The 24,371-nt window shown below is 62.9% G+C and carries 25 protein-coding genes and 1 tRNA gene; 18 read left to right on the top strand and 8 right to left on the bottom strand.

Annotation, left to right across the window (positions count from 1 at the left end; all coding sequences use genetic code 11):
• Positions 1 to 67 precede the first annotated feature (67 nt).
• The 6 genes from tatB (at position 68) to LB526_RS14850 (ending at position 6,222) form a co-directional block, all read left to right on the top strand.
• Entirely contained in the window at positions 68 to 775 is a 708-nt protein-coding gene (gene tatB, locus LB526_RS14875; RefSeq protein WP_224628187.1) for a Sec-independent protein translocase protein TatB, read from the top strand.
• Entirely contained in the window at positions 772 to 1,635 is an 864-nt protein-coding gene (gene tatC, locus LB526_RS14870; RefSeq protein WP_224525243.1) for a twin-arginine translocase subunit TatC, read from the top strand. Before tatB ends, tatC begins: the two co-directional genes overlap by 4 nt.
• A gap of 184 nt (positions 1,636 to 1,819) precedes the next feature.
• Complete coding sequence (serS, locus tag LB526_RS14865; protein WP_224525246.1) at positions 1,820 to 3,124, top strand: serine--tRNA ligase; 1,305 nt, start codon at positions 1,820 to 1,822, stop codon at positions 3,122 to 3,124.
• Positions 3,125 to 3,128: 4 nt separating this feature from the next.
• Positions 3,129 to 3,887 (top strand): 5'/3'-nucleotidase SurE, encoded by a 759-nt coding sequence (surE, locus tag LB526_RS14860; protein WP_224525249.1) that lies wholly within the window; start codon positions 3,129 to 3,131, stop codon positions 3,885 to 3,887.
• A gap of 14 nt (positions 3,888 to 3,901) precedes the next feature.
• The gene (locus LB526_RS14855) at positions 3,902 to 4,555 is read left to right on the top strand and encodes a protein-L-isoaspartate(D-aspartate) O-methyltransferase (protein ID WP_224525251.1); all 654 of its coding nucleotides are present in this window, start codon (positions 3,902 to 3,904) and stop codon (positions 4,553 to 4,555) included.
• 137 nt (positions 4,556 to 4,692) lie between these two features.
• Entirely contained in the window at positions 4,693 to 6,222 is a 1,530-nt protein-coding gene (locus LB526_RS14850; protein WP_224525254.1) for a peptidoglycan DD-metalloendopeptidase family protein, read from the top strand.
• A 110-nt stretch (positions 6,223 to 6,332) separates the two neighbouring features.
• Here LB526_RS14850 and LB526_RS14845 read toward each other — a convergent pair whose 3' ends face one another.
• Positions 6,333 to 7,223, bottom strand: coding sequence for an NAD-dependent epimerase/dehydratase family protein (locus LB526_RS14845; protein WP_224543646.1), 891 nt, complete (start codon positions 7,221 to 7,223; stop codon positions 6,333 to 6,335).
• Positions 7,224 to 7,334: 111 nt separating this feature from the next.
• On the opposite strand from LB526_RS14845, the gene LB526_RS14840 reads away from it, so the two are divergent.
• Entirely contained in the window at positions 7,335 to 8,096 is a 762-nt protein-coding gene (locus LB526_RS14840) for a helix-turn-helix domain-containing protein (protein WP_411967590.1), read from the top strand.
• Between the two features lie 70 nt (positions 8,097 to 8,166).
• On the opposite strand, the gene LB526_RS14835 is transcribed toward LB526_RS14840, so the two are convergent.
• On the bottom strand, positions 8,167 to 9,039 hold the full coding sequence (locus LB526_RS14835; protein WP_224543650.1) for an ATP-binding protein: 873 nt from the start codon (positions 9,037 to 9,039) through the stop codon (positions 8,167 to 8,169).
• A 266-nt stretch (positions 9,040 to 9,305) separates the two neighbouring features.
• On the opposite strand from LB526_RS14835, the gene yajC reads away from it, so the two are divergent.
• The 6 genes from yajC (at position 9,306) to LB526_RS14805 (ending at position 14,982) form a co-directional block, all read left to right on the top strand.
• The gene (yajC, locus tag LB526_RS14830; protein ID WP_095765024.1) at positions 9,306 to 9,644 is read left to right on the top strand and encodes a preprotein translocase subunit YajC; all 339 of its coding nucleotides are present in this window, start codon (positions 9,306 to 9,308) and stop codon (positions 9,642 to 9,644) included.
• Between the two features lie 54 nt (positions 9,645 to 9,698).
• A complete protein-coding gene (gene secDF, locus LB526_RS14825; RefSeq protein ID WP_224543651.1) occupies positions 9,699 to 12,239 on the top strand; it encodes a protein translocase subunit SecDF in 2,541 nt (846 codons plus the stop codon).
• Between the two features lie 28 nt (positions 12,240 to 12,267).
• Positions 12,268 to 12,657, top strand: coding sequence for an Mth938-like domain-containing protein (locus LB526_RS14820; protein WP_224525265.1), 390 nt, complete (start codon positions 12,268 to 12,270; stop codon positions 12,655 to 12,657).
• Positions 12,658 to 13,524 (top strand): phytoene/squalene synthase family protein, encoded by an 867-nt coding sequence (locus tag LB526_RS14815; protein WP_411908983.1) that lies wholly within the window; start codon positions 12,658 to 12,660, stop codon positions 13,522 to 13,524.
• An 82-nt stretch (positions 13,525 to 13,606) separates the two neighbouring features.
• Positions 13,607 to 14,032: a hypothetical protein gene (locus tag LB526_RS14810; RefSeq protein WP_095765027.1), complete on the top strand. Its 426-nt coding sequence runs from the start codon at positions 13,607 to 13,609 to the stop codon at positions 14,030 to 14,032.
• Positions 14,032 to 14,982, top strand: coding sequence for a sterol desaturase family protein (locus LB526_RS14805; RefSeq protein ID WP_224525268.1), 951 nt, complete (start codon positions 14,032 to 14,034; stop codon positions 14,980 to 14,982). Before LB526_RS14810 ends, LB526_RS14805 begins: the two co-directional genes overlap by 1 nt.
• A 10-nt stretch (positions 14,983 to 14,992) precedes the next feature.
• On the opposite strand, the gene LB526_RS14800 is transcribed toward LB526_RS14805, so the two are convergent.
• From LB526_RS14800 to LB526_RS14785, 4 genes are all read right to left on the bottom strand, one after another.
• Entirely contained in the window at positions 14,993 to 15,511 is a 519-nt protein-coding gene (locus LB526_RS14800) for a hypothetical protein (RefSeq protein ID WP_224525271.1), read from the bottom strand.
• Between the two features lie 3 nt (positions 15,512 to 15,514).
• Positions 15,515 to 16,924, bottom strand: coding sequence for a methylenetetrahydrofolate--tRNA-(uracil(54)-C(5))-methyltransferase (FADH(2)-oxidizing) TrmFO (gene trmFO / locus LB526_RS14795; RefSeq protein ID WP_224628185.1), 1,410 nt, complete (start codon positions 16,922 to 16,924; stop codon positions 15,515 to 15,517).
• Between the two features lie 405 nt (positions 16,925 to 17,329).
• On the bottom strand, positions 17,330 to 17,470 hold the full coding sequence (locus LB526_RS14790; protein ID WP_224628184.1) for a DUF1127 domain-containing protein: 141 nt from the start codon (positions 17,468 to 17,470) through the stop codon (positions 17,330 to 17,332).
• 51 nt (positions 17,471 to 17,521) lie between these two features.
• Entirely contained in the window at positions 17,522 to 17,662 is a 141-nt protein-coding gene (locus tag LB526_RS14785) for a DUF1127 domain-containing protein (RefSeq protein ID WP_095765031.1), read from the bottom strand.
• Positions 17,663 to 17,897: 235 nt separating this feature from the next.
• Here LB526_RS14785 and LB526_RS14780 point away from each other — a divergent pair, with 235 nt between their 5' ends.
• Positions 17,898 to 19,016, top strand: a complete 1,119-nt coding sequence (locus LB526_RS14780) for a DUF2157 domain-containing protein (protein ID WP_224628183.1) — start codon at positions 17,898 to 17,900, stop codon at positions 19,014 to 19,016.
• Positions 19,013 to 19,594: a GDYXXLXY domain-containing protein gene (locus LB526_RS14775; RefSeq protein ID WP_224602744.1), complete on the top strand. Its 582-nt coding sequence runs from the start codon at positions 19,013 to 19,015 to the stop codon at positions 19,592 to 19,594. The genes LB526_RS14780 and LB526_RS14775 overlap by 4 nt, the downstream gene beginning before the upstream one ends.
• Before the next feature lie 46 nt (positions 19,595 to 19,640).
• Here LB526_RS14775 and LB526_RS14770 read toward each other — a convergent pair whose 3' ends face one another.
• Together LB526_RS14770 and LB526_RS14765 are read right to left on the bottom strand one after the other, a co-directional pair.
• Positions 19,641 to 20,573 carry a hypothetical protein gene (locus tag LB526_RS14770; protein ID WP_224628182.1) on the bottom strand — a complete coding sequence of 311 codons (933 nt, stop codon included), beginning with the start codon at positions 20,571 to 20,573 and terminating at the stop codon, positions 19,641 to 19,643.
• Between the two features lie 329 nt (positions 20,574 to 20,902).
• Positions 20,903 to 20,987: transfer RNA gene (locus LB526_RS14765), tRNA-Leu, on the bottom strand.
• Positions 20,988 to 21,430: 443 nt separating this feature from the next.
• On the opposite strand from LB526_RS14765, the gene tig reads away from it, so the two are divergent.
• The 3 genes from tig to LB526_RS14750 all read left to right on the top strand — a co-directional run bounded on the left by tig (position 21,431) and on the right by LB526_RS14750 (position 24,245).
• Positions 21,431 to 22,945, top strand: coding sequence for a trigger factor (tig, locus tag LB526_RS14760; RefSeq protein ID WP_224628181.1), 1,515 nt, complete (start codon positions 21,431 to 21,433; stop codon positions 22,943 to 22,945).
• Between the two features lie 177 nt (positions 22,946 to 23,122).
• Positions 23,123 to 23,650 carry a hypothetical protein gene (locus tag LB526_RS14755; protein ID WP_318012563.1) on the top strand — a complete coding sequence of 176 codons (528 nt, stop codon included), beginning with the start codon at positions 23,123 to 23,125 and terminating at the stop codon, positions 23,648 to 23,650.
• A 214-nt stretch (positions 23,651 to 23,864) separates the two neighbouring features.
• Entirely contained in the window at positions 23,865 to 24,245 is a 381-nt protein-coding gene (locus tag LB526_RS14750) for a c-type cytochrome (protein WP_224628180.1), read from the top strand.
• The last annotated feature ends 126 nt before the right edge of the window (positions 24,246 to 24,371 follow it).

The following is a 24,371-nucleotide window of genomic DNA, read 5'->3' as shown; positions in this document are numbered from 1 at the left end:
GAGCATGCCGTTGTCCCAAAACCGCTTCGCATTTTTGGGCGGCAGGCACCCGTCGGAATAGATTGTCATGTTCGAAGTCGGTTGGAGCGAGCTGCTGGTGATCGCGGTCGTCATGATCGTGGTCGTCGGGCCTAAGGATTTGCCCAACATGCTGCGCACCTTCGGCCGCACCGCGGCGAAACTTCGCGCCATGGCCGGCGACTTCCAGAAGCAGTTCAACGAAGCGCTGAAGGAAGCCGAGCTCGACGATGTGAAGAGCTCGATCGATAGTCTTCGCGGCCTCAATCCGATGAACGAGGTGCGCAAGCAGCTCAATCCGTTCGAGCAGGCCGCGGCCGATGTGCGCGCCGGCGTCGATACGATGATGAAACCCAAGCCGGCCGCCGATCCGGCGGCGCCGGCAGCGGAGACGCCGCAGGCCGCCGAGCCGCTCAAGAACGGTGCGACGGACCTGCCTGGCGTCGGTGGACCCGAGGCTGCGTCTGCCGCTCCAGCCTTCCCGGCCATGACCGACGCCTCCGTCACCGCACCGGTTTCTGACGCCGCCGTGCCGGCCAAGCCGGCGAAAAAGGCGGTGACCGCCAAGGCAAGGACCGCCGGCGCCGCGGCGAAAACGGCAGCGGCATCAAAGGCGCCGGCAGCGAAAGCGCCGGCCAAAGCCGCAGCGCCTGCAACGAAGGCAGCGCCGAAGGCTGGGGCAAAGCCTGCCGCGGCGAAGAAGCCGGCCGCGAAGAGGGCAACCGACGGCAAGAAGATGACGGGCGGCACCAAGTGAGCGTTTCGGACAAGGAGCGGGAAGAAATCGAGAAATCGTCAGCGCCGCTGATCGAGCATCTTATCGAGTTGCGCCGCCGCCTGATCTGGTCGCTGGGCGGCTTCTTCGTCGCCTTTCTCGTCTGCTTCTTCTTCGCCAAGCGCCTGTTCAACCTTCTGGTCGTCCCCTTCAAATGGGCGACGCAGTGGGCAGGGCTCGACCCGCATAAGGTCGAGCTGATCTATACCGCGCCGCAGGAGTTCTTCTTCACCCAGGTGAAGCTCGCCATGTTCGGCGGCATGGTGATCGCCTTCCCGCTGATCGCAACGCAGATCTACAAGTTCATCGCGCCCGGCCTCTACAAGAACGAGCGCAGCGCCTTCCTGCCGTTCCTGATCGCCTCGCCGATCCTGTTCCTGATGGGCGCCTCGCTTGTCTATTTCTTCTTCACCCCGATGGTCATGTGGTTCTTCCTGGCCATGCAGCAGACCGGCACCAACGACCAGGTGCAGATCTCGCTGCTGCCGAAGGTGTCGGAATATCTCAGCCTGATCATGACGCTGATCTTTTCCTTCGGCCTGGTGTTCCAGCTGCCGGTGGTGACCAGCCTTTTGACGCGCGTCGGCATATTGTCGTCGCAGGCGCTGGCCGAGAAGCGCAAATGGGCGATCGTCCTTTCCTTCGTCGTCGCCGCCGTGCTGACGCCGCCCGATCCGATGAGCCAGTGCGGCCTCGCCATCCCGACCATCATTCTCTATGAGGTCGCCATCTGGTCCTCGCGCATGATCGAGCGCAGCCAGGCGCGCGACCGCCTGGCGCGCGAGCAGGCGGAGGCGGGGAGCTCTGCCGCCAGCAACACGCCGGACGCGCCGTCGGCCTAGGCGAAAGGCGTCAAGCCGGGAAAATCGCGGCTGTCGTCCTGACCGCCGTCTTGCATCGATGACGGATGCGGTTTACGCCCTCGATCCTTAAAGCGCATCGCTTTAAGTCTTAGTTTTGATGCATGTCGTTGTCCCAGAACCGCGACATACTTCTGGGCGACATGCATTGCTTTGAGGATCGACCATGCTTGATATCAAATGGATTCGCGACAACCCCAAGGCCCTTGTCGAAGCGCTGGTGAAGCGCTCGTGGCCGGCGGATGAAGCGCAGTCCACGGTCGACGACCTGGTCGCCAAGGACGAAGCGCGGCGTTCGCATCTCAGCGAATTGCAGGTCAAGCAGGAACGCCGCAACGCCGCCTCGAAGGAGATCGGCAACGCCATGCGTTCAGGCGATTCAGCGCTCGCCGAGAAGCTCAAGGGCGAGGTCAGCGAGATCAAGGCGTTCATCCAGAATGGCGAGGCGCGCGAGCGCGAACTCGACAAGGCGCTGGACGACGCGCTGGCGGTTCTGCCCAACGTGCCGCTTGATGACGTGCCGGTCGGCAAGGACGAGCACGATAATGTCGTCAAGCGCATCGTCGGCGAGGTGCCGACGCGTCCGAATTGGGTGAAGGAGCATTTCGAGATAGGCGAAGCGCTGGGCATGATGGATTTTGAGCGGGCGGCGAAATTGTCCGGCTCGCGGTTCACGGTGCTGAAGAGCCAATTGGCGCGCATGGAGCGGGCGCTCGGCCAGTTCATGATCGACCTGCACACGACAGAGCACGGTTATGAAGAGATCATCCCGCCGCTGATGGTGCGCGACGAGGTATTGTTCGGCACCAATCAGCTGCCGAAATTCGAGCTCGACCTGTTCTTCACGCCGCATGGCGACAGTCGGCTTGGTCTCATTCCAACGGCGGAAGTGCCGCTCACCAATCTCGTGCGCGAAGAGATCACCGCGCATGAGAAGCTGCCGCTGCGCTATACGGCGCTGACGCCGTGCTTCCGCTCGGAAGCGGGCTCGGCCGGCCGCGACACGCGCGGCATGCTGCGCCAGCACCAGTTCTACAAGGTGGAGCTGGTCTCGATCACCGACCAGGAAAGCTCGCTCGCCGAGCATGAGCGCATGACTGAATGCGCCGAAGAGGTGCTGAAGCGGCTCGGCCTGCCGTTCCGCACCGTCACGCTTTGCACCGGCGACATGGGTTTCGGCGCGCGCAAGACCTACGACATCGAGGTCTGGCTGCCGGGGCAGAACGCCTATCGCGAAATCTCGTCCTGCTCGGTCTGCGGCGATTTCCAGGCCAGGCGCATGGATGCCCGCTACAAAGACAAGGACGGCAAGGGCAATCGCTTCGTCCATACGTTGAACGGCTCGGGCACCGCAGTCGGCCGGGCTCTTATCGCCGTCATCGAAAACTACCAGAATGAGGATGGCAGCGTAACCATTCCTGAAGTGCTGCGGCCTTACATGGGTGGTCTCGCCAAGATCGAAGCGAAGTGACTTGATGCGCATCCTGCTGACCAATGACGACGGCATCCATGCCGAGGGGCTGGCGTCGCTCGAGCGTATCGCCCGCACGCTGTCGGACGACGTCTGGGTGGTTGCGCCGGAGCAGGACCAGTCCGGTTACGCGCATTCGCTGTCGATCTCGGAACCGCTCAGGCTGCGCAAGATCGGCGAGAAGCACTATGCCGTGCGCGGCACGCCGACCGACTGCGTCATCATGGGCACGAAAAAAATCCTGCCTGGACCGCCGGATCTGATCCTGTCCGGCGTCAATTCCGGCGCCAATATCGCCGACGACGTCACCTATTCGGGCACCGTTGCGGGCGCCATGGAAGGCGCGCTGCTCGGCGTCCGCTCGATCGCGGTGAGCCAGGCCTATTCCTATGTCGGCGAGGATCGCGTCGTGCCTTACGAGACGACCGAGGCGCTGGCGCCGGCACTGCTCAAGCGGCTGGTGGAGACGTCGTTGCCGGACGGCGTGCTGCTCAACGTCAATTTCCCGAACTGCGCGCCGAACGAGGTGGAGGGCACCGTCGTCACCGCGCAGGGCAAGCTGGTGCACAGCCTTTGGGTCGACGAGCGGCGCGACGGGCGCGGCCTGCCTTACTACTGGCTGCGCTTCGGCCGCGAGCCGGTCGAAGGCAAGAAGGGCACGGATCTCCATGCGCTGCGCAACCGGCTGGTGTCGGTGACGCCGTTGCAGCTCGACCTCACCGCGCATGAGCTCCGCGACCAACTGACCAAGGCGCTGTCATAAAATAGGGTTTTGGCATGAATACGGGCATCGACGACCGCGAAGGTTTTGCCGCTTTCCTGCTCAGGCTGCGGGGCAGGGGCGCGGCGCCCAAGGCGCTGGTCGCCGCCTTCGAGGCGACGCCGCGGCGTGGTTTCCTGCCGGCGCAGTTCCATGCGGTCGCCTGGTCGGACGGCATGCTGCCGATCGAATGCGGCGAGGCGATCGAGGGCGCCGATCTGCAGGCGGCGGTGATCGCCGCGCTCCATATCGAGCCGGGCAACCGCGTGCTCGAGATCGGCACCGGTTCGGGCTACACGGCCGCTGTCATGTCGAGGCTTGCGGCGCGCGTCATCACCGTCGACCGCTACAAGACGCTGGCCGAGCAGGCAAAGCAACGCTTCGAGGCGCTGGCGATCAGCAACGTCATCGCCCGTCAGGCCGACGGGTCCAACGGCCTGCCCAATGAAGGACCGTTCGACCGCATCGTCGCCTGGGCGGCCTTCGACAGCCTGCCGCGCTTCCTGCTCGACCAGCTGTCGAGCGGCGGCGTGGTCATCGCGCCGATCGGCCCGGAGGAGGGCGAGCAGGTGCTGGCCAAGCTCACCAAGGTCGGCAGCCGCTTCGAGCGCGAGGACATCGGCATGGTCAGGCTGCAGCCGATCCTGCGCAGCGTCGCGATGGTGATTTAAGGGCTTCACAGCCCTCGCCAAAATTTCCGCCAATGTTTTAAGAAAATTTTTGTCGGATTCTAATGGGTTAACCGCCCAGTAACATTAACGCGCTTTAATCGTGACCAGTTTGTACCGGGTCTGTGCGGGTTAGTGCGATGCAATTCAATCACTTGAAGGCAAACAGACGTAATCTGGCGCGCGGTTGCGCTGTCCTGATGATTGCCGGCGCGGCGGCCGGGTGCAGTTCCCAGTCGATGCGCTTCAACGGTGTCGATGATGTCTTCACATCATCCACCAACAATCAGCGCGCCATCATCAACAAGCAGAATGTCGACCAGCCCTATCCGGGCGACACGGTCGCGCCGGCGCCGGTCGACGGCACCCACACCCAGTCGGTGAGCCGCTCGAGCCTCGAGCCGGTCACGGCGCAGCAGCTGCCGCCGCCCTCGCAGCCTGCCGCCGCGCCAGCCAGGCCGATGCGCACAGCGTCAGCCCCCGCCCTTGCTCCGGCTCCCGCGCTTGCCCCCGCACCGCATGTCGACAGGACGACTACCAACACCGTCGCGCCGGCCAAGCCGTTCAAGACGGCCGAGCCCGACGCCGTGCGCAACGCCAGTGCTGCCCCGCATGCGACCGAAATCGTGGTCAGGGACGGCGAGACGCTTTCGGGCCTGGCGCAGCACTATCACGTGCCTGCCGATGCCATCGCCAAGGTCAACGGGATCGATCCGAAGAAGGGCATCCGCAGCGGCCAGAAGATCGTCATTCCCGCCTATGCCTATTCCAGCAAGGAGCCGAAGGTCGCCGAGGGCAAGCCGGTGAATACGCCGAAGCAGCCTGCCGGCGCGCCGGAGAAGGTCGCGGTGCTGCCGCAGCAGCCGAAAATCAAAGACGGCAAGTCGGCCGCTGAGGTCGATACGTCGGTCGCGGCCAGCGGCTCGAAGGACCCCAAGCCAGCGGCGCAGATGGCCGAGGCCAAGCCGGCCGGCGCCGGCGACTCCTACACGGTACAGCAGGGCGACTCGCTGTCGTCGATCGCCAGGAAGACCGGCGTCGGCGTCGTGGCGCTGAAGAAGGCCAACGGCATGCAGGACGGCCTGCTCAAGATCGGCCAGACGCTCAAGGTTCCGGCCGGCGGCACGGTCGCCGTTGCCGCGGCAAAGCCCGCGGCCACCAAGCCGGCGGTCGATCCGGTGACGACGGCAACGACGCCGCCGGCGGCCAAGACCACCGAGACGCTCGCCTCCTATACGCCGCCGAAGAAGGACGCCAAGGTCATCCAGCAGGCCGAGGACGACGATGCGGTGGCGCCCGACGCGACCGGGATAGGCAAGATGCGCTGGCCGGTGCGCGGCCGCGTGATCTCCGGCTTCGGTTCCGGCAAGGACGGCGTCGACATAGCGGTGCCGGAAGGAACGCCGATCAAGGCAGCCGAGAACGGCGTCGTCATCTATGCCGGCGACGGCCTCAAGGAATTCGGCAACACCGTGCTGGTGCGGCACGAGAACGGCCTGGTCACCGTTTATGGCCATGCAAGCTCGATCGAGGTGCAGCGCGGCCAGAAGGTCAAGCGCGGTCAGGAAATCGCGCTCTCCGGCATGAGCGGCACCACCGACTCGCCCAAGCTGCACTTCGAAGTGCGCAAGAACTCGGCCCCGGTCGATCCGAGCGGCTACCTCGAATAGAACAAGAACCGTTTGCGGGCCGCCTGACCTCCAGTCCGGCCCGCCGTCTTCAGCCCGCTCCGCAAGGAGCGGGCTTTTTCAGATTCGTGCAACATGCCTGCCCGCAAGGTTCAGAGATAATCACGGAGCGTATCGGCGATCATCTCTTCAAGGCTGCTGGCCTTCACGCCAAGAAGTGTCTCCGCGTCGGAGCTATCAACGAGCAAGGGGCTCTCGAAGAGGTACCGCATCTCGACGAGCTCATGCATGCCAAGGGCTTCCATCTCGGGGACGGAATAGGAGCGTGTCTCTGGGGTCTCGTGTCCGAGCATAGCCGCGGTTTTCCGGATAAGCTCGCGGGGCGAGGCGTATTGCGAAGGAACATGAAACGCCCGTCCCCATTCACCCGTGTAGCGGGAGGCCGCGACAAGCGTGCTCGCGACGTCCTTGGTGAAGGCCCAGGCATGAGTTGCGTCGAGGTCCCCAATGAAGGCGGTGGGCTTGCCTTCGATAATGGAAGGCAGCGCGACCAGCGAGAAGTAGCTGATCGCGCCATGTCCGAGATAGTCGCTGGACCGCACTTCGATCGCCGGCACACTGGCGCGGACCGCCCGCTGCCACATGATGGTCCTGGCGGTTCCCTTCTTCGAAGTCGGGTCTAAAGACATGTCAGAGCGAAGCGGGCGGTCGGCATGTCCCCCATAACCATAGAGGTTGCCAAGCACGACGAGCTTCGCGCCGACGGCTTCCGCCGCGCGCACGGTGCCGTCGATTATGGGGAAAAAGTCGGTGGGCCACCGATGATATGTGGCCATGGCGCACATGAAAATGGCATCGGCGCCTCGGCAAACGCGTGACAGCTCCGCGGCGTCCGTGGCGTCAGCCCGTATCGTCCGCACATTCGGCGACGCGTTCGAACCGACGCTTCGGCTTGTGAGAACGACATCGTGTCCTTCTTCGCCAAGACGACGAGCCGTCTCGCGCCCAACCGGGCCCGCGCCGACAACAACATAAAAACTCATGGCAACCTCTCTTCCAAGCTTGATGGAGAGGCGTGAGTACGAGTTCACGGCGTTGAAAATCGCGCGGGAATTGCCAAATCTTGGACAGGTTTTGCCATGAATCGAGAGAGCATGCCTTCGCAATTCGAGCCGGCCCGATCCTCGTCCGACATAGCAATGGTCTCCCGCCGTGTTGAAGCAGGCGTCCATCGCCTGTCCCGGGCGCCACACCATCGCATCATGGTGCATGCAAGCGCGGCAACGCGCTCCTACTGCAACCAGGTTGGGCGATATTTCGTCAGGCGCGCCGGCGATATCGACCTAGTGCCGGCTGGCGAGGAGGGGGGCTTCGACGCCGAAACCCCGTTCGACACGATCGAGATCGTCTTGCAGCCGGCGTTGATGGAAAGGGTCGCCGCGGAACTTGGCGGCAGGGCGCGAGCGTCGCGGCTCGACACGCGCCATTTGCTTCGTGACCAGCGCATCGAACATCTTGCCCGAGCGCTGCAGAGCGACCTCAATGCCGGCGCGCCGGGCGGCCCTTTGTTTGCCGACAGCATCGGCGCCGCCCTTGCGGTGAGGCTGCTCGGTCTCGATGGGCCGGACACGGTTCGAGTGAACCGGTTGTCGGATGCGCAGCTCAAGCGGGTTCTGGAACACATAGAGACCGCTCTCCACGAGCCGCTTTCGATTGACCGGCTGAGCCGGGTTGCCGGCGCGAGCAGCTCGCACTTACGGACATGGTTCAAGGTGGCGACGGGCGTCACCCTGCATCGCTACGTGCTGCGACGCCGCGTGGAAAGGGCGCGCGTTCTGCTCAAGCAAGGCGATCTGAGCACGAGCGAGGTTGCAGCATTGACGGGCTTCGCGCATCAGTCACATCTGGCGCATTGAATGCGCCGCGAAATCGGCCAGACGCCGCGCGACTTGCGACGAGCGCAGTCGCCCAGTTGACGTTAACGTTTCAATCCTTGAGCGGCTTGCCGAGCCTCCCGGCGAGGTCCTGCGTGAATTGCCAGGCGACACGGCCGGAACGGCTGCCGCGCGTGGTTGCCCATTCCAGCGCCTCGGCGCGCAGCTGCTCGGGGTCGATCGCCAGATCGTGGTAGCGGACATAGCCGTCGATCATGTCGAGATATTCGTCCTGCGAGCATTTGTGGAAACCGAGCCACAGGCCGAAACGGTCGGAAAGCGAGACCTTTTCCTCGACCGCTTCCGAAGGGTTGATGGCGGTGGAGCGCTCATTGTCGATCATGTCGCGCGGCAGCAGATGCCGCCGGTTGGACGTGGCGTAGAAGATGACGTTGCCGGGCCGGCCCTCGACGCCGCCTTCGAGCGCCGCCTTCAGCGACTTGTACGACGTGTCGTCGTGATCGAAGGAAAGGTCGTCGCAAAACAGGATGAAGCGCCAGGGGGCGGCCTTCAGGAGACCCATCAGCTTGGGCAGCGCGTCGATGTCCTCGCGGTGGATTTCGATCAACTTCAGCGGCCGCTCGAGCTTGTCGGATGCGTTCACCGTGGCATGCACGGCCTTGACCAGGGACGATTTGCCCATGCCGCGCGCGCCCCACAAAAGCACGTTGTTGGCCGCATAACCGGACGCGAAACGCTCGGTGTTGTCGAGCAGGATGTCGCGCACGCGGTCGACGCCGCGGATCAGGCCGATGTCGACGCGGTTGACCTTGCGCACCGGTTCCAGGAAGCCAGGGTCTGCCTGCCACACGAAGCAGTCGGCAACACCGAGATCGGTCTGAGGAACCGGCGGCGGAGCGAGGCGAGCGACTGCCTCGATCAGGCGATCGAGTTTCTTGTTCAATGCGTCCAGGCTGTCGGTCATATCAGGTCTTTTTGTTTAGGCATTTCAGCGTGTGGGAGCAGCTTCCATGACATCGCTGCAAGAACCAGCTCCAAGCTTTTGTTGGAGCATGATCTTTTCGGTGGCCTCGAAGCCGCTTCTGCTGCGACGCTCTAGCACGCCGCAAACGGCTGGAAAAGCAACGGATCGGGCTCGCAGCGCAGTTGCATTGGCAAGTTTACCGACTATATTCCGGCCAAATTTCGCGGGGCCGCCCCGGCGGTATTTCACCATCCAGGAGTTTCTTAATGTTCGTTACACCGGCATACGCCCAGGGCGTCGGCGCCTCGCCAGACATGTTGATCTCGATTTTGCCGTTTGTCCTGATTTTCGTGATCATGTATTTTCTGATCATCCGGCCGCAGCGTGCGCAGTTGAAGAAGCGCCAGGAAATGCTGTCGGCGGTGCGCCGCGGCGACACGGTGGTGACCGGCGGCGGCTTCGTCGGCAAGGTGACCAAGGTGATCGACGACAACGAGCTGGAGATCGACCTTGGCGGCGGAACCAAGGTGACGGCGCTGCGCTCGACGATTTCGGACGTGCGCGTCAAGGGCGAGCCGGTGGCGAACCAGAACGCCAAGAAGTAATCCTAACCTCGATGGCGGAACGCTGCCGCTTGTACGCCTGAACGGATAAAACGAATGCTCTATTTCTCGCGCCTGAAGATGATCCTGATCTGGCTGGCGGTGGCCGTCACAGTGATCCTCGCCGCGCCCAATCTCTTCCCGGCGAGCATGCTGGCGCAATTGCCGAGCTGGGTGCCGAAGCGGCAGATGACGCTGGGCCTCGATCTTCAGGGCGGCTCGCACATCCTGCTGCAGATGGATCAGAACGACCTGATCAAGGATCAGCTGCAGACGACGCGTGACGAGATCAGGACACTGCTGCGCGACGCCAAGATCCAATATACCGGCCTTGGCGGAACAGGCCGAACCGTGCAGGTGCGCATCAACGATGCGAGCCAGGTCGAAGCCGCCAAGACAGCGCTGAAGCCGATAACCAATCCGGTGACCGCCGGCCTGTTTGCCGGCGGTTCCGTGCAGTCGATGGCGCTGGACGATTCCGAGCCTGGGCTGTTGAAGTTCACCGTCACGGATGCGGGCATCAAATACCGCACCACGACCGCTCTCTCGCAGGCGATCGAGGTGGTGGAGCGACGCGTCAACGCGCTTGGCACGACCGAGCCGATTGTGCAGCGGCAGGGCGACGACCGCATCCTGGTCCAGGTGCCCGGGCTCCAGAACCCGCAAAGGCTCAAGGACATTATCGGCCAGACCGCCAAGCTGACGTTCCAGATGGTCGACACGTCGGTGCCGGTCCAGGACGCGATGAAGAATCGCCCGCCGGCTGGCGACTCGGTCCTTTATTCGCAGGACGACCCTCCGGTTCCTTACCTCGTCGAGAACCGCGTTATCGTCTCGGGCGAAGACCTGTCGAATGCGACGCCGACGTATAATTCACAGACCAATGAGCCGGTGGTTTCGTTCACCTTCAATTCCCGCGGGGCGACCAGGTTCGGTCAGGCGACCCAACAGAATGTCGGCAAGCCGTTCGCCATCGTGCTCGACAACCAGGTGATTTCGGCACCGGTGATCCGCGAGCCGATCCTTGGCGGCAGTGGCCAGATCTCCGGCAATTTCACGACCGAGAGCGCCAACGACCTCGCCGTCTTGCTGCGCGCCGGCGCCCTGCCGGCCAAATTGACGATCATCGAAGAGCGTACGGTCGGCCCGGGCCTTGGTCAGGACTCCATCCACGCCGGCAAGGTGGCTGGCGTGATCGGCTCAATTCTCGTCGTCGCCTTCATGTTCGTCGCCTATGGGTTCCTCGGTTTCCTGGCCAACATCGCTCTGGCCGTGCACGTGGCGATGATCGTCGGCGCGCTGTCGCTGCTCGGCGCCACGCTGACCTTGCCCGGCATCGCCGGTATCGTGCTCACCATCGGCATGGCGGTGGACTCCAACGTCCTGATCTATGAGCGCATCCGCGAAGAGCGGCGCAACGGCCGTTCGGTGATCCAGGCGATCGACACCGGCTTCTCCAAGGCGCTGGCGACTATCATCGATTCCAACGTCACCTCGCTGATCGCCACCGTGGTGCTGTTCTGGCTGGGCACAGGGCCGGTCAAGGGCTTTGCGATCACCTACGCGATCGGCATTCTGACCACGGTCTTCACGGCCTTCACCTTCACCCGCATGCTGGTGTCGATCTGGCTGCGCCGCGCCCGGCCGAAGGAACTGCCGCGCGCGCCGGTCACCTTCATTCCGCCGGGCACGAAGATCCCGTTCATGGGCATCCGCCGCTGGACCTTCGCTCTCTCCAGCACGTTGTCGATCCTGTCTGTCGTCGGATTCCTGACACTTGGCATCAACTACGGCATCGACTTCAAAGGCGGCTCGATAATCGAGGTGCAGTCCAAGAAGGGCGATGCCGATCTCGGCGACATCCGCAACAGGCTGTCGGAGCTCAATATCGGCGAGATCCAGGTGCAGCAGTTCGGCGCGCCGAACGACGTGCTGATCCGTGTCGGCACGCAGGACGCCGGCGAGAATGCCGAGCAGACCGTGATCGACAAGGTGCGGGGCGAACTGCAGGACCAGTATGACTTCCGCCGGGTCGAGGTGGTCGGGCCGACGGTCTCAGGCGAGTTGGCCAAGCAGGGCACGATCGCCATGCTGATCGCGCTGGCGGGCATCCTGCTCTATGTCTGGTTCCGCTTCGAATGGCAGTTCGCCGTCGGCGCCATCGTGGCCACGGTGCACGATGTGGTGATGACGATCGGCTTCTTCGTCTTGACAGGGCTGGAGTTCAACCAGTCGTCGCTGGCGGCCATCCTGACCATCATCGGCTATTCGCTGAACGACACCATCGTGGTCTATGACCGCGTTCGTGAGGATCTGCGAAAATACAAGAAAATGCCGCTGCCGCAGCTCTTGAACAATGCCATCAACGAGACGCTGTCCAGAACCACGCTGACCTCCGTCACCACGTCGCTCGCGCTGTTGGCACTGGTGCTGTTCGGCGGCGAGGTGATCCGTTCCTTCACGCTGGCGATGCTGTTCGGCGTGGTGTTCGGCACCTATTCGTCGATCTTCATCGCCGCGCCGCTGCTGATCCTCTTCAAGCTGAGGCCGCAGGCCTCGGCTGAGGAGCCGGTGAACGGCAAGGCGGTGGCGACCTGACGCCGTTTCGGCATCACGCTCTAGAGCCATGGCCAAAGGCATCATCATCCGCGAGGCGCATTTCCCGGGCAAGGCGCCGATCGAGGCCTATGGCAATGGCGGCTTTCGCTTTGCCGATATGTCGCATCGCGGATCGCTGCTCGTCCTGCCGTCGGGCATCCATGGCTGGGAGCCCGCCGATCCGCTGGCGCTGAAGGCCACGGATTTCGACAAGCTGTTCGCCGAGACCGGCAAAGTCGAGATCCTGCTGGTCGGGATGGGCAAGGAACTGCGGCCGCTGCCGGCGGCGCTGCGAGCCGCGCTAAAGGAGGCCGGGATCTCGGCGGACCCGATGTCGACGGGAGCGGCGGTGCGGACCTACAATGTGCTGCTCGCCGAAGACCGCGCCGTGGCCGCGGCGCTGATCGCCGTCAATTGAATGCCCGGCACGTCCAAGATCATCAAGAATGGCGACATCGTCATGGGTGCGGTGCGCGCCGTCGACCATGACCGGTATCTGTCGGCGCTTTACGCGCCGGCCGACAAGCGCGACGCGCTGCTCGCGCTCTACGCCTTCAATGCCGAGATCGCCGGCGTGCGCGATCGCATCCATGAGCCGCTGCCGGGCGAGGTCAGGCTGCAATGGTGGCGAGACGTCATTTCGGCCGAAGGGGATGCCGAGACAGGCCACCCGACCGCCGATGCGCTGCGCGCGACGATCGCCGCCTGCCGGTTGCCGAAGGCTGCTTTCGAGAACATGCTCGAGGCGCGCATCTTCGATCTCTACGACGACCCGATGCCGTCGCGGACCGATCTCGAGGGCTATTGCGGCGAGACGGCCGCGGCGCTGATCCAGCTTGCGGCCATGGTGCTCGATCCCGCCGCGGCGCCCGGCTTTGCCGAACTGGCGGGCAGGGCCGGCTGCGCGCAGGCGATCACCGGCCTGTTGTTGCTTCTGCCGCTCCATCGTCGGCGCGGACAGTGTTTTGTGCCCGCCGACATCCTTTCGGCGGCCGGCACGACGCCGGAAGAGTTCGTCAAAGGCGAAGGCGGGGCAGCCGCCGAGCGCGCGGTTGCGGCGATGATTGCGCTGGCGCGCGAGCATCTCAACGCCTTCGAGAAAGGTGCGCCAGCGCTTCCCGTTGCGCTGCGGCCCGCCTTCCTGCCGCTAGCGCTGACCCATGCCTATCTCGACAGGATGGAGAAGACGGGCAGGTCGCCGCTCAGTGTGACGGCAACGCTCTCAACCTTGCGCCGGCACTGGCTGCTCTTGCGTCATGCGATGCGGGGCTGGACGCCCCTTTGACGTAAACGTCAACCGTGCTAGGGATTCCGTCCATGTGGACTCGCGTCGAAGAAATGCGGGCCGCCGGAGGAGCCGTCTTTCCATGAGCCTGCCAGTCCTGGTCGTCCTTGTCGTGTTCGGCATCGCGCTGTCGGTCGCGGCCGTGCATTTCACCGGCGGCACGACGACCGCGACGCTTGCCGGCGCCGATCATGCGCTCGCACGCTTTGCCGAGGATTTTCCCGACGAAAGACCGGGTTCAATACGGCTGACAGCCGACAGCCATGCCGCGTTTCTCGATCTTGGCCCGCAGCGCTGCGGCATCGTCCGGAGCATAGGCGATTGTTTTCTGACGCGCATCGTCACGCCCCACGACATTCTGGCGCTGACTAGGGAAGGCAATGTGGTCTCGCTGCGGCTCAATGATTTCACCTGGAAAGGCGGGCGGTTTGCTTTTGCCGACGAAGCCGGCGCGCTGGCCGTGGCGGCGGCATTGCAAAGCCATGATCGGATCCGGGAGGCGGCGTGATGGACGAGTATAATTTCCCGCAGGTCACCCAGCTTGCGATCCCGTTCTTCGTCGCGGCGATCCTGATCGAACTCTGGCTGGTGCGCACCGGCCGCGCCAGGGGATCCTTCGAAACGCGCGACACGCTGACCAGCCTGATGATGGGGACCGGCAATGTCGTCGCAGGCTTGCTGCTCGGCGTCGTGTCCTACTGGGCGCTGCTGTGGCTGTGGCAATTCCGCTTCTTCAATCTCGGCCTGTCGATCTGGGTGTTCGCCGCCGCCTTCCTGCTCGACGACCTGCGCTACTATGTCTATCACCGCATCGCGCACCGGGTGCGCTGGGTGTGGGCCGAGCACGTCAACCATCATTCCAGCCAGCACTACAATCTCTCGACGGCGCTGAGGCAAAGCTGGACAGGGCTGTTCACCTTCACCTTCATCCTGCAGGCGCCGCTGGTGCTGCTCGGCTTCCATCCTGCGGTGATAGCCTTCGTCTTCGGCTTCAACCTGGTCTGGCAGTTCTGGATCCACACCGAGACGATCGGCAAGATGTGGGGCTGGTTCGAATTCATCTTCAACACGCCTTCGCACCACCGTGTCCACCACGCCACCAATCCGCGCTATCTCGACGCCAATTATGCCGGCACGCTGATCGTCTGGGACCGCATGTTCGGCACCTTCGTCGAGGAATTGGAGGAGGACCGGCCGCGCTACGGCATCGTAAAGAACATCGGCACCTTCAATCCGCTGAAGGTTGCGTTCCACGAATGGATCGGCATGTCTAAGGATGCGCTGGCGCCGGGGCTGACGCCTGGTCAGCGTGTCAACTATCTCATCCAGCCGCCAGGCTGGAGCCATGACGGTTCGCGCGATACGTCCGAGACGCTGAAGTCGGCTTATGTGCGGAGGAATCCGGGAGAAGCGGGCAGGCCGGGATTGCCGAGGACAGGCGCGGAGCCGGCGGAGTAGTTGGAAATCACTAGCTGATGCGCTGACCGGAGCCGAGATAGCGCCCTGATTCACCGCCCATCGCATCGGTGAAATTGGCCTCCAATTCAACGTGCGCGTCGACGACCGCCGGTGTCTCTGAGGGCGGAGGTTCGGATCTGAAGCTGGCGCACACGTACACACCGCGGGGGTGCGACGGGTCCAGCCGGGCTTGAATTGTCCAATACGAAGAGAGCGAATAAAGCGTCTTCATGAAATCGACGAGGATCTGATCGGTGTAGGGGCCTGGGACGCGCTTTAAGGCAATAATCCTCTTCAGCCTCCGGTCCCGGTTCTTGATGTAGCGTTCGTTGTCGTACAGCCAGCCGTTGCCGCCATGTGGCTGGCCGATCAGCGCTTCGAGCGCTGGGATATGAACCTCGCGCAATTTTTGGAGGCTCTTGCAGCGAATATAGACGCTCCAGACAATCTCGTAGCCCCCCGCGAAGGGTTCTTCACTTGCCGGCAAACCCGGCGGCAGGAGCTGAGGCAACCTGGAGACGGCAGCCATAAGTTACTCGGCCGCCTCGGCCCGCGCTGGCAGCCCCAACCATGCCCTGCAATCGGCCAGAGCGCGCGAGGTGATGGCGTGGCGCTTGGCGACGGTCTTGTCCTTGCCGCGCAGGCGCTTGCCTTCGGTCTTCGGCGCCTCGACCGGCGGAAACAGGCCGAAATTGACGTTCATCGGCTGGAAGGAGCGCTTGCCGGGCTCGTCGTCGGAGACGATGTGGCCGCCGGTGATGTGGTTGAGCAGCGCACCGAAGGCGGTGGTCGAGGGCGGCAGCGATAGCGCCTGGCCGAGGCGCTCGGCGGCGGCGAAGCGGCCGGCGAGCAGGCCGATGGCGGCGCTTTCGACATAGCCTTCGCAGCCGGTGATCTGGCCGGCAAAGCGCAGGCCGGGGCGCGATTTCAGCTGCAGCGAAGGATCGAGCAGCGTCGGCGAGTTGATGTAGGTGTTGCGGTGCAGGCCGCCGAGACGCGCAAAGTCCGCGTTTTCAAGCCCGGGGATGGTGCGGAAGATGCGCACCTGCTCGGCATGCTTCAGCTTGGTCTGGAAGCCGACCATGTTGTAGAGCGTGCCCAGCGCATTGTCTTGCCGGAGCTGCACCACCGCATAGGCCTTGACCGACGGATTGTGGACGTTGGTCAGCCCCATCGGCTTCATCGGCCCGTAGCGCAGGGTCTCGACACCGCGGTCGGCCATCACCTCGATCGGCAGGCAGCCGTCGAAATAGGGCGTGCCTTCCCACTCCTTGAACTCGGTCTTTTGGCCGTCGAGCAGCGCCTGGACGAAGGCGAGATACTGCTCCTTGTCCATCGGGCAGTTGATGTAGTCCTTGCCGGTGCCGCCTGGACCGACCTTGTCATAGCGCGACTGGAACCAGGCTGTGTTCATGTCGATCGTGTCGAAATGCACGATCGGCGCGATGGCGTCGAAGAAGGCGAGCGCATCGGCGCCGGTAGCTTCGGCGATCGACTGGGCCAGCGAAGGCGCCGTCAGCGGGCCGGTGGCGATGATCGTCTGGTCCCAATCCGTTGGCGGCAGCCCCGGCACTTCCTCACGCTGGATGGTGATCAGCGGATGCGCCTCGATCCTCGCGGTGACCGCGTCGGAAAAGCCGTCGCGGTCGACGGCCAGCGCGCCGCCGGCCGGCACCTGGTTCGCATCGCCGGCACTCATGACCAGCGAGCCGGCAAGCCGCATTTCGGCGTGCAGCAGCCCGACGGCATTGTTTTCGGCATCGTCGGAGCGGAAGGAGTTGGAGCAGACCAACTCGGCCAGGCCGTCGGTCTTGTGCGCGTCGGTGCCGCGTACCGGGCGCATTTCATGCAGCACGACCGGAACGCCGGCTTGCGCAATTTGCCATGCGGCTTCGGAGCCGGCGAGGCCGCCGCCGATGACGTGTACGGGATTTTTGCTCATGAGCGCCGGAATAATCGCTTGGGGACGCGATTGCAATTGCCAGCTGACAACGCACGAGGCCGGTGCCTGCGCCAGAAACAACAACACCCGCCGGGGGAGGAGGTCCGGCGGGTGTCGTTTTGGGGGTCGATCCTCGGGAGGAGGTGAAGATCGACCTTATTCGTCATTGCCGGGGAGGAGGTCGGCTTTGACGAAATTCCTTATCGCCCTTGAGGACGAAAATTCTTTTCGCCTTTGAGAAGGGGCGAAGCCTTCGAAGACGAACTGCGTTCGCTTCGGGAACAACGCCCGCCGGGGGAGGAGGTCCGGCGGGCGCCGTTTTGGTGGTCAACCCTCGGGAGGAGGTGAGGGTTGGCCGTATCCGTCAGGGTCGGGGAGGAGGTCGACCCTGGCGAAATGCCTTGCTTAGATCGCCTTGCGGGCGACCATCTTGATCTCGTCGCGAACGATGCCGAGATCGTTGAGCTGGCGGTTTGAAAGCCGACCCAGCTCAGCAACGGTGTCGCGATAAACGCGCCAGTTACGATAGCTGCGGATCAGGTTCATTGTCTTAACTCTCTTCAAAACTGGTTCGGACCATTTGCGGTCCGAAGCGGATTAGACCGCCTTGCGGGCGACGTAGTGGATGTCGCTGCGGCTGATGCCGAGGTCGGTCAGTTCACGGTTCGACAGGCGGTTCAGCTCGGAGACGGTGTCCCGGTAGCGGCGCCAGTTGCGGTAGTTGCGGATCAGGTTCATGGTAGTTCTCGTTTCGTCTTTAACTTCGGATCATTCCGTTTGTGTACGAACAGAAAATAGGTGGGATCATATCGGTTTAAAAGTGCCGTTGGCGCATGGCAGCAATGCAAATTGTGCAATGCAACATTAACGGCCGTTCACGCCTGCGTCGCAAAGAAGGCCGAATCGGAAAGTGCCGCCGCGTCAACGGTTTGGCTACCCCGGCTGAGGAAATGACCAGGCTTCGGGGGAAAGCATGGCGAGCTATTCGACACGGCTAAGGGCGGATATCGCCCGCTGGCGGGAGAGAGGGCTGATCGATCCTGCCACGGCGGAGGCGTTGACGCGCGACGTCGCTGCCAACGAGCGCGCGTCGCTGAGTTTCGGCTCCATCCTGGCGATGATGGCGGCGCTTCTGTTCGGCGCAGCGATCCTGATTTTCGTCGCCGCCAACTGGGAGGCCATTCCGCGTGTCGTTCGTGTGGCGGCGCTTTTCGCCGTCATCCTGGCCGGCTATGTCGGCGGCGCGGTGCTGAAGACGCGCGACCATGCCGCGATCGGCGAGGCGCTGTGGATCATTGCAGCCGCCGCCTTCGGCGGATCGATCGCCCTGATCGGCCAGATGTACCATCTTTTGGGCGACGAAGCCTCGGCGCTGGTGACATGGTGTGCCGGCACGGCGCTGGCGGCAGTAGCGCTGCGTTCGAACCCGCTGACGGTGGCTGCAGTCGGCATTGCCGATGCCTGGCTGGTCCTCAAGGGGTTCGGCTTCTACTGGCGCGCGGAAATTCCTCATCTCTTCATCGTCATGGCGATCGTCCTGTTCGCCATTTCGTTCTGGACGCGCAGCCGGGCAGCGCGCCACCTCATCGTCCTGTCTGTCATTCTGTATCTGGTCTTGCTGGCGACGGATCACGACACGCTGCCGGTGGCGATGTCGCTGGCCATCGCGTCAGTGCTGCTCTTCGCCGCTGCGGTCTTTGCCGGCGATCCGATCGACAGGATCCTGCAGCTGGGCGGCCGGCTGTCCTTGCACGCCTTGCTCGGCTTCCTGACCGGCATGGCGATGATCCAGTTCGAGCTGGCGGATGAAAGCACCTATAACAGCGGTTTCGCCCTCGCCTCGATCATAGCGCTTGCCGGCATCGTGGCGGCGATCATGTTGGCCGGCCGCGAGAGCAGGGGCCTGCGCTGGCTGGCCTATGCCGGCTTCGCCTTCGAACTCGCCATTATCTATAGCGTCACCTTGCTTTCGATGCTGGATACGGCCGGCTTCTTCCTGGCGGCTGCCGTGCTGCTCGGCGTGCTGGCGCTGATCATCATCCGTATCGAGAAGCGCATGAGAGCGTCCGCCGAGACAGGAGCAGCAGCATGACCGGCAAGAAGCTCATCATCTCGGCGTTGGTGCTGGCGCTCGTCCAGATCGGCTTTCTCAGCTGGATCATCGCCGGCCGGGCCGCGATCCTGCGCAACGGCAAGGAAGTGCTGCTGAAGGTCCAACCGATCGACCCGCGCGATCTCCTGCGCGGCGACTATATCTCGCTCAACAACAACATTTCACGCATCCCGGTGAAGCTGATCGCCAACCTTCCGCAAGGCAAGTTCTCCAGCGAAGACACAGCGATCGTGGTGCGGTTGAAGAAGGGCTCCGACGGCTATTGGCAGCCGACCGCGGCGTGGTTCGGCAAAGCGCCGGTCCCGGCCGGCGCGGACGAAGCAGACATTGCCGGCCATGTCGGGGAAGGCTGGGGCCTCAGCGATCCGGAAGCGACGATCGCGCCCGACTACGGGATCGACCGCTTCTATCTGCCGGAAGGCGAAGGAATGGCGATCCAGGACGACATGCGCGTGCGGCCGTTCGGCATTAAGCTCGCGCTCGCCTCCGACGGCACGGCACAGATCAAGGCGCTGATGGACGGCGACAAGACGCTGTTCGAGGAGCCGCTTTATTGAGCGTATAGGTGCTTGACGTCTGTGTCCGCGCTAACGGTGGTCCCGCTTATCGCTGGACACTCCCTGTCTCTGCGATAATTTTGGGATAGGGACCGATCGAAATCGTGTAGCTAAAGTTTGCCACGCCTTTTTCCTGCTTGTGTATCGAGGGACTGCGCACAGCCCAGTCGTAGACGCCCGAGACCATGCAGCGATCGTTGGTGCAGTTGACCACGATGCTGTCCTTGCGGACGCTATATCCGCGTTCAGGCCACCGCCGGTAATAGTTCCTCTTGTCCTGAATGATCGACCTCAACTTCGTCAGCCTGCCATAATAATCGACCTTGGGAGCGTAGGACGCCCCAACTTGGGCAAGAGCGAAATCGTCGTTGTCGCCATGATGCTCGATGAGATCCCTGACGAAGGCGACCGCAATGCTTTCCGGCAGTAGCCTGGCGTCGGGTGCAGGAGCGGACACGGGCGCAGGATTTGGCCTCGTTAACACCTGTGAAATATCTGCCGGCGACTGGTTCGCTGCGGCATTGGTCACATGCAAGTCAGCCATTTCGCTGGCCGATAGATATCTTATGTCATGCTTGCCGTAGCTCGAAGCCAATTCTATCAGCTTGGGGTCCACTCCCATCTCGACCACATAAGACGTGATTGCAGCCGTTCCGAGCTGGACGCGGGCCTTCGCTTCTTCGGTGGACATCCCGTCAGCCGGTTTGAGAAACGCCCGGTGGATGCCGATGGAACTTGGTTCGGCAACACGGTGGATGCCACCCAGGAAGGCCAATGAGCAGGCTGAAGCGCACTGCAATTGGCCAACCTGAAGCGTATCCAACCCTGCTGCGCGGATCATACGCCCCAAACGAATAGCACCGCCGACATTGCCACCAGGGGAGTTGAATACAATCACCTTGGCCCCGCTGCTCGCAACCGCGCGGCTGAAGCCGTTCAAGGACTCATTGGCGCTAAACTCACCGGAGACAATGAGCATTGGCCGCTGACCCGGAAGAGAAGCCGGAGTGTACTCCAAAGCGTCAACCTGAGACGCCGCCGCGAGAGCTGACCCAAGCCCCAGAACTAGAGAAGTTACACGCACAATCTGACAGAGCCCCGACCCGCCTATTGCAAGTAAGAACCTGTTAAAGGGCTATTTCAAGTGCATCGGATGCGCAAAGCGGGATGGTCTCCGAGAGCGTGAGGGCCTTTGGTTGCGCCGCCAGGAGATTGCTGCGGTCCTCCTTCGCCAAGACTTCGGAGGACACCTTCGGCTCTTCGAGCCTCAGGTGATGGCCTGCCATCCGAAGCTCGAAGAGCGAAGGATGGTGCGGATGAAGGGACTCGAACCCCCACGCCTTTCGGCACTGGAACCTAAATCCAGGGCGTCTACCAATTCCGCCACATCCGCTTTCCCCGGAAATCCCATGTAGCCATCATTCTGTCAATGTCGGCGCTCAAGTATGCTTATCCGGCTAAAGCGGGTCGTGTCGAAACGGTTCGGGCGACGCGCTTCAGGCCTTGTCTTGATGCATGCCGTTCTCCCAAAACCGCTGCGCAGTTTTGGGCGGCATGCATTGGAGCGAAGATAGTTGAAAATTAGCCTAGCCTGTGACAAAAGGCGTGTCGAATGTGACGGAAAGTGAGTTTCCGCTTTCGCAAGATGTGAAAAGTTATAGGAAAAACAAAGACTTATTCGCATCCGGCAAGGCGCAGTTCAGGAGAATTTGAGCCGCATTCGCGGTCAAATCGCCAGGTTCCGTCCCAAAAGCCATTTCCGGCAAGATCATACCGGCAGGCTGTAAACGGCTAAAACCGTTCGGCAGTCTCATTGTTGAAAACAAAGGTTCTAGGATGCAGGTCACCGAAACGCTCAACTCCGGTCTCAAGCGCGAGATCAAGATCACCGTGCCGGCCGGTGACATGGAAGCCAAGCTGATGGCGCGGCTGACCGACGCCCGCGGCAAGGTGCGCATCAACGGCTTCCGCCCGGGCAAAGTGCCGGTGCAGCACCTGCGCAAGGTGTACGGCAAGTCGTTCATGGCCGAGGTCGTCAACGAGATCCTCAATGACTCGACCCGTTCGATCATCTCGGGGCGCGGCGAAAAAGCCGCCATGCAGCCCGAAGTGATCATGACCGAGGACGAGAAGGAGGCCGAGAAGATCCTGGCCGGCGGCGCCGATTTCGAATTCAGCCTCAACTACGAAGTCATCCCGCCGATCGAGATCAAGGATTTCTCCGACATCAAGGTGACGCGTCAGGTCTATGACGTGCCGGACGCGGAAGTCGAGGATCAGGTCAAGCGCGTCGCCGAATCGGCGCGCAGCTACGAGCCGAAGACCGGCGAGGCCGCCGAGGGCGACCGTGTGACCATCGACTATGTCGGCAAGATCGGCGGCGAGGCCTTCGCCGGCGGCGCCGGCACCGACCAGCCGCTGGTGCTCGGCTCGAAAGAGTTCATCCCGGGCTTCGAGGAGCAGCTGATCGGAACGAAGGCCGGCGACGAGAAGCAGGTCACCGTCACTTTCCCCGAAAACTACCAGGCGGCGCATCTGGCCGGCAAGGAAGCCACCTTCGACGTCACGGTCAAGGAAGTGTCGGCGCCCGGCGCGCTCGAGATCAATGACGAGACGGCCAAGAATCTCGGCCTGGAATCGCTCGAGCGCCTGCGCGAGATCGTGCGCGGGCAGATCGAGAACCAGTTCGGCTCCATGACCCGCCAGAAGGTGAAGCGCCAGTTGCTGGACCAGCTCGACGCATCCTATTCCTTCGAGGCGCCGTCGAAGCTCGTCGAGGCCGAGTTCAACAACATCTGGGGCCAGGTCAACCGCGACCTGGAAGCCGCCGGCCGCACTTTCGCCGACGAAGAGACGACGGAAGAAGAAGCGCGTGCCGAATATATGCGCCTTGCCGAGCGCCGCGTGCGCCTCGGTCTGGTCCTGGCCGAGATCGGCGAGAAGGCCGGCGTCACCGTGTCGGACGAGGAACTGCAGCGCGGCCTGTTCGAGCAGGTGCGCCGCTTCCCGGCCAACCAGCAGCAGGAAGCCTTCGAGTATTATCGCAGCAACCCGGAAGCCATCAACGCGCTGCGCGCGCCGATGTTCGAGGAGAAGGTGGTCGACTATCTGCTTGGCCAGATCTCGGTCAACGACGTCAAGGTCGGCAAGGACGAGCTGATGGCCGACGACGAGGAGGCCGAAACCGCGACTAAGGCGAAGCCGGCCAAGAAGGCTTCCTCGAAGAAGGCCGAAGCCAAGGCAAGCGACGCAAAGGCTGGCGAAGCAAAGGCAGGCGAAGCCACCGACGAGGCGGAAGAGCCGAAGAAGAGGGCCGCGCCGAAGAAAAAAGCCGCCAAGGAAGCCGAGTAACAGGTTTCAATGCCGAGACTTCGAAAGGCCGCCTCCGGGCGGCCTTTTTCATTAGGAGCTACTTTATTGTGGCGGCGCGGCAACACAGACAACTTGTCTTGAAGGCCTGCCGCTGGCGATACCAACGGTTGAACATTATCTGCGCTTCATCGCATTCGCGGGTGTATGGAGGCATTGGTGAGGCTGGGATTCACGATGAGAGACGTGGTCGTCGCCGCGGCGCTCATGTTTGCCGCAGCCGCCGGTGTCGCTCGGGCCGAGCCGGCTCTCGGCAACTGGAGCGTTGGCGCCGGCAATGATGGTCAGATCACGGCGTCGCTCCACGCCAGCAACAAGCTGATCACCGGCGGCGGAGCGTTGGGCTACAGCCCTGTGCTGACATTGGCTTGCCGGCCCGACGGCGAACCACGCTGGAGCGAGTGGCTCCAGCTCAACGATGCTGTCTCGGCCAGCCGCAAGATCACCATCTCCGTCGCGGTCGACGGCGGCGGCAAAACCGATGAAAGCTGGTCGGTCGGCCCGCGCGGCAGAACACTGGTCAGGGATGGAGACGACGGCATCAAGCGTCTGGCGTCAGCGAACCGGCTGACGCTGTCGTGGCGCTTCGGCCTTTTGTCGGGACGCGGCGAGGCCGATTTCGAGCTTGCGGGCCTTTCGGACGTGATCGGGCAGATCGCGGCAAGCTGCAATACCGACCCGCCCTGACCGTCGCCGTTCAGAAGGCTTGGACCGCTTTTTGGGCAGTTAGTCCTCGGCGCATGGCCTAAGCCTTCGCAGGCCGGCAATTTTTGCCCATTGGTTCGATTCTGTGGTATGTAGGTGCCGCAATTCCACTGAAGAGACGCGGCCGCCCGCCATGCAGGATACGCCAGCGTGGCGCGGGCCGTCCGACGTAAATGACGATCAGGGAGGAAGTGCCATGCGCGCAACCGCGCTTTTCATCGTCTTGTCCGCTACGAGCTTCCTTGCAAGCCCATCGCAGGCGCAGGACGCCGCCGCAGGCGAGAAGGTGTTCACCAAGTGCAAGGTCTGCCACATTGCCGACCAGGACCAGAATAAAGTCGGCCCGTCTCTGCACGGCGTCATCGGGCGCACCGCGGGCACGCATCCCGATTTCACCTATTCCACGGCCATGATCGAGGCCGGAAAATCCGGCATCAAATGGGACGAGCCTACGCTGACAAAATATCTTCACGACCCCAAGGCGATGGTCAAAGGGACGAAGATGGCGTTTCCCGGCCTCAAGAACGATCAGGACATAGCCAACGTCATCGCCTACCTGAAGCAGTTTTCCAAATAAACACCGCCGTCCAGACTCTTTTGATGGTCGCCTGCTTATCCGGAAGGAAGACGCCGGCAGTTGCGCAGATGAATATCGCCCCCAGCACCGTCACGCCGGGAGCGCAAAAAAACCCAAGAGCAACAG

It is taken from the genome of Mesorhizobium sp. CA6 (assembly GCF_020165035.1).
GTDB lineage: Bacteria > Pseudomonadota > Alphaproteobacteria > Rhizobiales > Rhizobiaceae > Mesorhizobium.
The sequence above is the reverse complement of the archived record's forward strand: the minus strand, read 5'-3'. Positions and strand labels throughout refer to the sequence as shown.

Coding starts and splice junctions, on each gene's coding strand:
- LB526_RS14750 (WP_224628180.1), top strand. CDS start 23,865: ATGCGCGCAACCGCGCTTTTCATCGTCTTGTCCGCTACGAGCTTCCTT.
- surE (WP_224525249.1), top strand. CDS start 3,129: ATGCGCATCCTGCTGACCAATGACGACGGCATCCATGCCGAGGGGCTG.
- LB526_RS14800 (WP_224525271.1), bottom strand. CDS start 15,511: ATGGCTGCCGTCTCCAGGTTGCCTCAGCTCCTGCCGCCGGGTTTGCCG.
- LB526_RS14805 (WP_224525268.1), top strand. CDS start 14,032: ATGGACGAGTATAATTTCCCGCAGGTCACCCAGCTTGCGATCCCGTTC.
- LB526_RS14770 (WP_224628182.1), bottom strand. CDS start 20,573: ATGCTCATTGTCTCCGGTGAGTTTAGCGCCAATGAGTCCTTGAACGGC.
- tig (WP_224628181.1), top strand. CDS start 21,431: ATGCAGGTCACCGAAACGCTCAACTCCGGTCTCAAGCGCGAGATCAAG.
- serS (WP_224525246.1), top strand. CDS start 1,820: ATGCTTGATATCAAATGGATTCGCGACAACCCCAAGGCCCTTGTCGAA.
- LB526_RS14855 (WP_224525251.1), top strand. CDS start 3,902: ATGAATACGGGCATCGACGACCGCGAAGGTTTTGCCGCTTTCCTGCTC.
- LB526_RS14845 (WP_224543646.1), bottom strand. CDS start 7,223: ATGAGTTTTTATGTTGTTGTCGGCGCGGGCCCGGTTGGGCGCGAGACG.
- yajC (WP_095765024.1), top strand. CDS start 9,306: ATGTTCGTTACACCGGCATACGCCCAGGGCGTCGGCGCCTCGCCAGAC.
- LB526_RS14785 (WP_095765031.1), bottom strand. CDS start 17,662: ATGAACCTGATCCGCAACTACCGCAACTGGCGCCGCTACCGGGACACC.
- LB526_RS14810 (WP_095765027.1), top strand. CDS start 13,607: ATGAGCCTGCCAGTCCTGGTCGTCCTTGTCGTGTTCGGCATCGCGCTG.
- trmFO (WP_224628185.1), bottom strand. CDS start 16,924: ATGAGCAAAAATCCCGTACACGTCATCGGCGGCGGCCTCGCCGGCTCC.
- LB526_RS14780 (WP_224628183.1), top strand. CDS start 17,898: ATGGCGAGCTATTCGACACGGCTAAGGGCGGATATCGCCCGCTGGCGG.
- LB526_RS14790 (WP_224628184.1), bottom strand. CDS start 17,470: ATGAACCTGATCCGCAGCTATCGTAACTGGCGCGTTTATCGCGACACC.
- tatB (WP_224628187.1), top strand. CDS start 68: ATGTTCGAAGTCGGTTGGAGCGAGCTGCTGGTGATCGCGGTCGTCATG.
- LB526_RS14775 (WP_224602744.1), top strand. CDS start 19,013: ATGACCGGCAAGAAGCTCATCATCTCGGCGTTGGTGCTGGCGCTCGTC.
- LB526_RS14820 (WP_224525265.1), top strand. CDS start 12,268: ATGGCCAAAGGCATCATCATCCGCGAGGCGCATTTCCCGGGCAAGGCG.
- secDF (WP_224543651.1), top strand. CDS start 9,699: ATGCTCTATTTCTCGCGCCTGAAGATGATCCTGATCTGGCTGGCGGTG.
- LB526_RS14850 (WP_224525254.1), top strand. CDS start 4,693: ATGCAATTCAATCACTTGAAGGCAAACAGACGTAATCTGGCGCGCGGT.
- LB526_RS14840 (WP_411967590.1), top strand. CDS start 7,335: ATGCCTTCGCAATTCGAGCCGGCCCGATCCTCGTCCGACATAGCAATG.
- LB526_RS14835 (WP_224543650.1), bottom strand. CDS start 9,039: ATGACCGACAGCCTGGACGCATTGAACAAGAAACTCGATCGCCTGATC.
- LB526_RS14815 (WP_411908983.1), top strand. CDS start 12,658: ATGCCCGGCACGTCCAAGATCATCAAGAATGGCGACATCGTCATGGGT.